Below are 1,145 nucleotides of genomic sequence, written 5' to 3'. Positions count from 1 at the left end.
GTACGGGTGCGGGCGGAGGAGACACCGGCGGCGTCGCGGGGATCCGCTGCACCGGCGGCGTCACGGACGGCGCGGGCACCGGGGTGGGGGCCGTGCCCCCGCCCGGTGCCGCCCCGGTGGGCGGATCGACCGCCGACCGCTGCACCACGGGGGCACCCAGCCCCGGCTTCGCCGAGGGCACGCCGCGACGGCCACCCTCCGGCCGCGGGCCAGGAGCGCTGGGCCGCCGCACTGCGGACGCGGTGCCCGTGCCGGCGCGGCCGGACGGCGCGAGCCGCTGCACGGGCGCCGCGGGCCCGCCGAGGCCCGAGTGCGGACCAGCCGCTACCGGACCACTGGAAGACATCGGCACGGGCAACGGGCCTCCGCCCCCGCCGGACCCCCCACCGGGGACGGCACCGGACGGCGGCACCGGGCCGTTCGACGCCGCGAGCCGCTGCACGGGCGCCGCAGGCCCACCCAGGCCCGAGTGCGGACCACCCGCTACCGGACCGCTGGAAGACATCGGCACGGGCAACGGGCCACCCGGCACCGGGCCGTCCGACGCCGCGAGCCGCTGCACAGGCACCGCAGGCCCACCCAGGCCCGAGTGCGGACCACCCGCCACGGGACCGGCGGAAGACATCGGCACGGGCAACGGCGCGCCGGTCACAGCACCCGGCGGCACCAACGGAGCAGCAGGCACACCGCGACCGGAAGACATCGGCACCGGCAACGGGCCACCCGGCACCGGGCCGTCCGACGCCGCGAGCCGCTGCACAGGCACCACGGGCCCGCCCAGGCCCGACCGCGGCGGCACCGGCGACAGCCCGCCGGTCACGGCGGGGACGGCACCGCGCGCGTGGCCGGCGCGCGGACCCGCGCCGACGGTCGGCGGCACGGCCCCCGGCGCGTGGAGCGACTGAGCGGCAGGGCCGCCTGTCGGGGTGCGCCGTGCGACGGGCACTCCACGGCCCGCCGGTGCGGTCGCCCCGCCGTCGGCGGGCGAGGCGTGCGCGCCCGCGCCGGACGCGACGCGCCGCTGGACGCCGGGCACCGGGCCGGGAGGCAGCCCCTGCGCCGGGCGGCGCAACGGGGTGGCGGTCGGCACGGGCGGGCGCGGGGTGGAGGAGGGTGCCGCGGCGGGCAGGGCCGCGGTGAGCGGG

Annotated in this window: 1 pseudogene; it reads left to right on the top strand. The window is 81.8% G+C overall.

The window, feature by feature from the left end:
• Nucleotides 1–926: 926 nt before the first annotated feature.
• Nucleotides 927–1,145: pseudogene (locus GUY61_RS39465) on the top strand (D-alanyl-D-alanine carboxypeptidase); the annotation flags it as partial.

The organism is Streptomyces sp. GC420 (assembly GCF_009916105.1).
In the GTDB taxonomy this organism is placed as follows: Bacteria; Actinomycetota; Actinomycetes; order Streptomycetales; family Streptomycetaceae; genus Streptomyces.
Note: the sequence above shows the minus strand (reverse complement) of the source record. Positions and strands in the feature narration are given on the sequence as shown.